This is a genomic window from Stenotrophomonas sp. GD03680 (genome assembly GCF_029844625.1).
Lineage (GTDB): Bacteria > Pseudomonadota > Gammaproteobacteria > Xanthomonadales > Xanthomonadaceae > Stenotrophomonas > Stenotrophomonas maltophilia_P.
In genome coordinates this window covers 290,184-297,307 of record NZ_JAOCKC010000005.1, presented here as the reverse complement: position 1 = coordinate 297,307, position 7,124 = coordinate 290,184, and the positions used below count along the sequence as shown (strand labels likewise).

Genomic DNA, 7,124 nt, shown 5'->3' with positions numbered 1-7,124 from the left:
CCCGTCCTGCCCCGGCAAGCCCGCTTCAGCTGTTGCTGTTGCCGTGTTCCCGCCCGTCGCGGGTGCAGGGCGCAGCCCTGTCGCACACCTACCCCCCGGCCATTGCCCGCCACCACTGCGACAGCAGCTCCGGCCTACGCAGGCGCTCGCGCCACCAGCGCAATGCCGCGCCATCCTCACCGGTCCGCCAGGCCAACCAGAAGGTCTCCTCCGGCTTGTGTTCCTCGACCTCACGGATCACCAGTTCGCCTCGTGCCACCGCCGCGCGCGCGCACGGCTCGGGCAGAAAGCCGAAGCCCACGCCCTCGCATTGCAGTTTCAGCTTGCTGGCCATGTCGGGCACTGTCAGCATCTCCTGCCCCATCAGCAGGCCAACCGTCCGGGGCAGCAAGCGCCGCGCCGAATCGGACACCGCGATCGCACAGTGCTCGACCAGCTGCTCACGTCCCAGCACGCCCGGCACTGCCGCCAAGGGATGATCCGGGGCAACCGCGAACACGAACTCGACCGTACCCAACGGCTCGACCACGTAGCCACCACCGCTCGGCCCCTCGCCCGGCGCGCCCACCAGCAGATCGGCACGCCGGTCCAGCAGCGCCTCCCAGGTGCCGGACAGCGCCTCGCCGATCAAGCGCAGGCGGGTCGGCGCCTCAGCGCCGCGAAATGCGGCGATGTCCGGACCCAGCAGCCAGGTGGGAAACACCGAATCCACTGCCAGGGTCAGTTCGGTTTCCCAGCCGGAGGCCACCCGGCGCACCCGCAGTTCCAGTTCGCGGGCCGCACGGAGCAGATGCCGGCCCTCATCCAGCAGCGCGCGACCGGCCTCGGTCGGCTCCGCACGCGGGCCCACCCGGTCGAACAGCTGCACGCCAAGATCCTCTTCCAGCTTGGCCACGGTGTAGGAAATGGTGGACGGCACCTTGTGCAGGGCCTTGCCGGCGCCCGCAAACGAACCGCGGCGATCGATGGCGTCCAGGATCTGCAGGGCTTCGAGGCTGAGCTTGAGCATTCGAATTTTTCGATGATGGCTTTCAAAACTATCCGTTTTTCAAAGCACCGGCGCAAGCGGATACTTCTCTCCAACAGGGAAACACGGCGATCAATGCCCTGCCCCGCACCATCGAAAACATCGAACAAGGAGATATCCCATGCTGCAGATCCGCAAGAGTGCTACCCGTGGCCTGGCCGAACATGGCTGGCTGTCCTCGCGCCACACCTTCTCGTTCGCCAACTACTACGATCCGCGCTATGTCAGCTTCGGTCCGCTGCGGGTGATCAACGAGGACAAGGTGATCGGCGGCCAGGGCTTCGGCACCCACAGCCACAGCAACATGGAGATCGTCTCCTACGTGCTGGGCGGCGCACTGGAACACAAGGACTCGATGGGCACCGGTTCGGTACTGCGCTACGGCGATGTGCAGCGCATGAGCGCCGGCAGCGGCGTCAGCCACAGCGAGTTCAACCACTCGGCCACCGAACCCGTGCATTTCCTGCAGATCTGGATCTTCCCGGACACGGAGAACATCACCCCGTCGTATGAGGAAACCCACTTCACGCCGGACAGCAAGCGCAACCAGCTGCGCCTGATCGCCTCGCCCGACGGTGCAGATGGTTCGCTGCGCATCCACCAGGATGCCCGCATCTTCGCCACCCTGCTCGACGGCAGCCACAAGCTGCACCACGCCCTGGGCAGCGGACGCGGTGCCTATGTGCAGGTCGCCCGTGGCCAGCTGCAGGTCAACGGCATCACCCTGGAAGCCGGTGATGCGCTGCAGATCAGCGACGAAGCGCAGCTGACGCTGGAGAACGGCAACGACGCCGAAGTGCTGGTGTTCGACCTGCCGCTGTGAAGTCACGCCCGCGGTGCCGACCGGTACCGCGGGCGACCTCTGGCCTCAACCGCCGACGGCGGCGCAGGCCTCCAGAATCAACGCAGTCACCTCGGCCGGTCTCGACGCCAGCGATGCATGGCTCGCATCCAGTTGCAGAAGACGCCGGGGCTGGATCCGATCGGCCATCATCTGCGGGTTCTGAACAGAAGCTCTCGTGGGGTCTGTCCATACGCGGCCACAGATCACCGTCGCGGTGCGGGGCGGGGTTCGATGCCGCCTCGCCCTTGTCGCGCTGCAATCGTATGCATGTCGGCCCCCCTCCGTTGGCACTTGCCGAACCGCCATGAAATCGCTTCCATGTCGGTTCACTGGAGCTTCCTACCGCGCATGACGCCTTCTTCCCCACGTGCCCAGCAGCACGCCACCCGCGCCGCCTTCTTCATTCCCGGTTTCGCCACCGCCGCGTGGGCACCGATGGTGCCCTTCGCCAAGGCCCAGGCAGGGCTGTCCGACGCCGGTCTGGGCGCCGTGCTGCTGTGCCTCGGGCTGGGCTCACTGCTGGCCATGCCGCTGGCCGGTGCGCTGACCGGTCGCTTCGGCTGCCGTCGGCTGCTGGTGTTCACCTGTGCACTCGTGCTGCTGGCACTGCCGCTGCTGGCGGTGCCGCCTTCGCCCTTCGTGCTCGGTGCGGCCCTGTTCGTGTTCGGCGCGGGCGTGGGTGCGATGGACTGCACGATGAACATGCAGGCAGTGGCCGTCGAACGCGAAGCCGGCCGGGTGATGATGTCCGGCTTCCACGCCTTCTACAGCATCGGTGGCTTTGTCGGCGCCGGCTGCATGACCGGTCTGCTGATCCTGGGCACACCGCTCTGGCTGGCCGCGCTGCTCGCGGCGGCGGCACTGCTGCTGGTAGCTGTGCTGTCGGCACCGCACTGGCGTCCGCAACGGATCCTGCACGAAGGCCCCTTGCTGGCACTGCCACATGGCGTGGTGCTGTTCATCGGCGTGCTGGCATTCGTGGTGTTTCTCGCCGAAGGCTCGATGCTGGACTGGAGCGCCGTGTTCCTGGCCGAGGTACGGCAGGTGCCTCGCGACCAGGCCGGCGCGGGCTTCGCGGTGTTCACTCTGGCGATGACAGCCATGCGCCTGTTCGGCGATGGCATCGTCGAGCGTCTCGGCCGCACCCGCACCCTTGTCATCGGCGGCATCACCGCTGCGGCCGGCTTTGCCGTGGCCACCCTGGTGCCATCGTTGCCGGTTGCCCTTGCGGGCCATGCGCTGGTCGGCCTGGGCTGCGCCAACATCGTGCCGGCACTGTTCTCGATGGCTGGACAGCAGCGCGCGATGCCCGAGAACATCGCCATCACGGCTGTCACCACACTGGGCTATGCCGGCATTCTCGCCGGCCCGGCCGCGATCGGCGCACTGGCCCATGCCAGCAGCCTGGGCTTCGCGTTCCTCTGCGTGGCGGCACTGCTGATCGGTGTCGCGCTGTCGGCGCCCGCACTGGCGCGCTGGCTGTCCTGACGATGCATCAACCGCGTGCCGGCTCCGCTGCCGGCACATCGTGCACCAGCCACTCGGCCTGTGCCGGCAGCTGCGGCGCCGGGCAGGTGGACGGGGGGTGCCGTTCGTCGCGCGCCATCCAGTCGTCGACCACACCGGCCAACAGATCCAGCCGCAGCGGCAGGGTGATATGGTCCTCGCCGCGCATCTCGATGTAGTGCGCCCGCGGGTTGGCCTGCGCGAGTTCGCGCCCCTGGCTCACAGGAATGTGCTGGTCGCCCTGCCCGTGCAGCAGCAGCACGCAGGCGCGCGTGTCGGCCAGCGCACGGGCCACATCCACATGGTCAAGATCGACATCGATGCGGCGGCTGGCCGCAGCAATTACCTGGTCGATGTCCTGTCCGCCATAGCGCCACCGCGCATATGAGGCCACGGCCTGTGCTTTCCACCCTTCCGGCTGCAGCGCCATCAGGTGCGGAATCATCGTGCGGATGGCTACGCCGGCATTGGCGAACGACTCCATCGCGACGACGCCGGCAACCTGGTCACCGAGCTTTTCAGCGGTGAACACCGCCGTCGCCGCGCCATAGGACACGCCGAACAGATACAGGGGCCCGGTGACTTCGCCGCGTGCGCGCAGCTCAGCGATCACATCGACCACGTCGTCCGATTCGTAGGTGCCATAGCCGGAGGGTCCAGCCCCGGACTGGCCGTGGTTGCGCAGGTCGAGCGTGACCACGCGATAGCCCGATCCGGCCAGCTGCAATGACCACGGCAGCATCGAATCGCCGTTCATCATCCAGCCGTGCAGGAGCACCACGGTGCCACGCGGCGCCTGTGCCCGGAACGGCTGCGGCACCGACAGGCTGAGTCCGGTGTCCAGCGGCAGGCCATTCTCATGCCGCTGCGGCAGATAGCGATAGCGGGCGCCGTAGTTGCCCGGATCGAAAACGCGCCAGAAGATCGGCACGCCATCACGGCCCGGCGCGAAACCATGGCGATTGGGAATCCCGGCAATGGCCGCAGCGATGCGCGGCTGGTCAAGCAGCGTCGACACGCCGCCCGGCGCGACCAGGCGGTCGGCGAGCGAGGTGGATGCGGCATTCATCGAGGAAGAGCATGCAGCCAGCCACAGGCCGGCGCACGCCAGCAACAGCAGCAGCGGGCGCTTCATGGGCGATCAAGGAAGAAATGCGACAGCGTGGCAGCCTAGCGGGCACCGCGCTTGCCATCTATCGCGGTTCGATGACGGCTTGATGACAGCGCAGCATCGATTCAGCTTGGTGCAGGGCGCCTCCCGCGCCGCGAGTGCAATGAAGGCTGCATCTGCACGTCACCGTCACGTCACTGCCGCTGCCGACACTCCGGGGCTTCCCCCACTCGTGAAGGTCTGGTTTCGATGCCAACGCATGCGCGTATTCCCCGTATCTCGCTGCTTGCCCTGCTGATCGCGCCCGCACTGGACGCCCTCGCCGAAGCACCGCAGGGAGAGGGTGACACGACACGTCGCAGCGACGCCCGCACGCTGGACCAGGTCCAGGTGATCGGCCAGGCAACCAGTTACGCCAAGACTGCGGTGCGCACGGAAACACTGAACCGGCAGCTGGTGATGAGCAGCGTCAACGACGCGCTCAACGAAGTGCCCGGCGTGGTCGTCAGCGAGGCCGATGCCACCGGTTCGTCGGTGTGGGGCACGCAGATCAGCATGCGCGGCTTCGTCACCAACCGCGATACGCAGCAGATCGGCACCACCATCGATGGCCTGCCCAATGGTGGCTCGGGCTACGGCGGTGGCTCCCTGGCCAATCGCTACATCGACACCCTGGACCTGGAAACGGTGGAGGTCAGCCAGGGCACGGCTGACATCTCCTCGCGCTCGAACGAGGCGCTGGGCGGCACCCTGAACTTCCTCACCGGCGATCCGCTGCAGGACAGCCGGCTGCGCTTCGTCGTCGGTGCCGGTGACAATGAAGCGCGCAAGTACTACGTGCGCTATGACACCGGCGTGCTTGGCGGCCACACCCGTGCCTGGGTCAGTGCATCCTCGGCGCGCGTGCACGATTGGATCGACGGCAGCGGCCGCACCCGCAACGACCATATCGCCGGCAAGTTCGTCACCGAACTGGACCGCTGGACACTCACCGGCTATCTGTCCTACAACGATGCCGACGAACCGGAATACACCAGCGTCTCGCCTCAGGGCTTCGCCACCAATCCGGACCGCGACAACCTGGTCGGCACCCTGACCGGCATTCCCTATCTGGATCAGAATTTCCGTTCCGGTTCCCGTGCCCTGCGCGAGAACACCTTCGGTTACCTGCGCGCCGCCTTCGACGGTGGCAACGGCTTCAAGGCCTCGATGGCGGCCTACGGTCATCGCATGCAGGGTCGCGGCGACTGGCTGCCGCCGTACCTGGCGCAGGTCAGCGACGATGGCAGCGGTCGCCCCGAGTCGGAGTACACCGGCGGCAGCACCGTGTACGGCGGCAGCAACCGGGGCCAGATCTACTTCGTCAATCCCGATGGCAGCGCCGCCCAGCGTCTGGCCACCTGCACGCCGCGGCTGGGCTTCACGGCCGAGTATGATCCGGGCTGCTACGCCGGCAATGTGCTCGGCGCCCAGTCCTACCGCCACACCCACTACGACAACGACCGCATGGGCGTCACTGCCGACGTCGAGTGGCGGCAGACCTTCGGCAGCATCGACAACACGGTCCGCGGTGGCCTGTGGGTGGAAAAGCTGGACCGCTCCGCACGCCGCGACTGGCACCGGCTGCTCAACGTCGGGCAGGACATCGCCTTCGATCACCAGCCGTACTGGGTCCAGTTCGAAGACCGGTACAAGGTCGATGAGCAGATGTATTACATCGAGGACGTGGCCCGCTTCGGCCCCTTCAGCGCGCGCCTGGGCGTGAAGCAGTTCTTCGTGGACCAGTCCCGCCGGCGTGTGATCGGCGCCGCCGAGAACGTCACGTCCGATTCAAAGTCCGATCCGCTGCTGTCCACCGGCTTCACCTGGGCACCCGGTGTTCAGGGCATGGAACTGTTCGCAGGCTTCTCGCAGAACTTCGCGGCCATCCCCTCCGGCGTACTGGGCGAGACCGATCCGCAGCGCTTCCGCAACGTCGAGCCGGAGACAGCCGACAACATCGAACTCGGCATGCGCATCAGCCGCTGGCCGTTGACCGCCTCGGTCACCCTGTACAACATCAAGTTCGACAACCGCATCGTCTACCTGCCGGCCGGTTTCGTCAGCGGCATCGACTACCTGGGCGAGACCGACGGCGTCTACGAGAACTTCGGGGGCGTGGAGAGCAATGGCCTGGAAGCGGCGCTCGGATACGGCTGGGACAACGGCTGGCGGATCAACGCGGCCTATACCTACAACCGCTCGAAGTACCTCGGCAGCGGCGATTCCGCGCGTGACGCCCAGCTGGGCATCGTCGATGGCGCCAAGGTGATCGGCCAGCCCGAGCAGATCCTGGTGGTCTCGGCTGACTGGCAGGGCGAGAACTGGAACTTCGGCCTGTCAGGCCGCTACCTGGGAACGCGCTACCTCGATGCTGCCAACGCCAGCAGACTGCCCTCGGCCACGGTGTTCAATGCCAACATCGGCTTCGATCTGCAGGGCCTGTCGCCACGCCTGAAGGGCATGGGTGCGAACCTGGTGGTGAGCAATCTCACCGACAAGCGGTATCTTGCAGGTGTCGACGGCCGCGACAGCGCCTTCATCGGCGCTCCGCGCACCGTCGGCATCTCCTTCCGTGTGGACCTGTGAGTGAACCC

5 protein-coding genes are annotated in these 7,124 nt (G+C 66.8%); 3 read left to right on the top strand and 2 right to left on the bottom strand.

Annotated features, from left to right (window positions below):
- Positions 1-88: 88 nt before the first annotated feature.
- Positions 89-1,009 (bottom strand): LysR family transcriptional regulator, encoded by a 921-nt coding sequence (locus N5J29_RS09635; RefSeq protein ID WP_065181268.1) that lies wholly within the window; start codon positions 1,007-1,009, stop codon positions 89-91.
- 139 nt (positions 1,010-1,148) lie between these two features.
- Between N5J29_RS09635 and N5J29_RS09630 the strand changes: the two genes are divergently transcribed.
- Both N5J29_RS09630 and N5J29_RS09625 read left to right on the top strand, forming a co-directional pair.
- Entirely contained in the window at positions 1,149-1,850 is a 702-nt protein-coding gene (locus tag N5J29_RS09630) for a pirin family protein (protein ID WP_053520377.1), read from the top strand.
- A 369-nt stretch (positions 1,851-2,219) separates the two neighbouring features.
- The gene (locus N5J29_RS09625; RefSeq protein WP_164152246.1) at positions 2,220-3,359 is read left to right on the top strand and encodes an MFS transporter; all 1,140 of its coding nucleotides are present in this window, start codon (positions 2,220-2,222) and stop codon (positions 3,357-3,359) included.
- A gap of 7 nt (positions 3,360-3,366) precedes the next feature.
- On the opposite strand, the gene N5J29_RS09620 is transcribed toward N5J29_RS09625, so the two are convergent.
- Positions 3,367-4,512, bottom strand: coding sequence for an alpha/beta fold hydrolase (locus tag N5J29_RS09620; protein WP_111186073.1), 1,146 nt, complete (start codon positions 4,510-4,512; stop codon positions 3,367-3,369).
- A gap of 225 nt (positions 4,513-4,737) precedes the next feature.
- Between N5J29_RS09620 and N5J29_RS09615 the strand changes: the two genes are divergently transcribed.
- Positions 4,738-7,116, top strand: coding sequence for a TonB-dependent receptor (locus N5J29_RS09615; protein ID WP_111186072.1), 2,379 nt, complete (start codon positions 4,738-4,740; stop codon positions 7,114-7,116).
- The last annotated feature ends 8 nt before the right edge of the window (positions 7,117-7,124 follow it).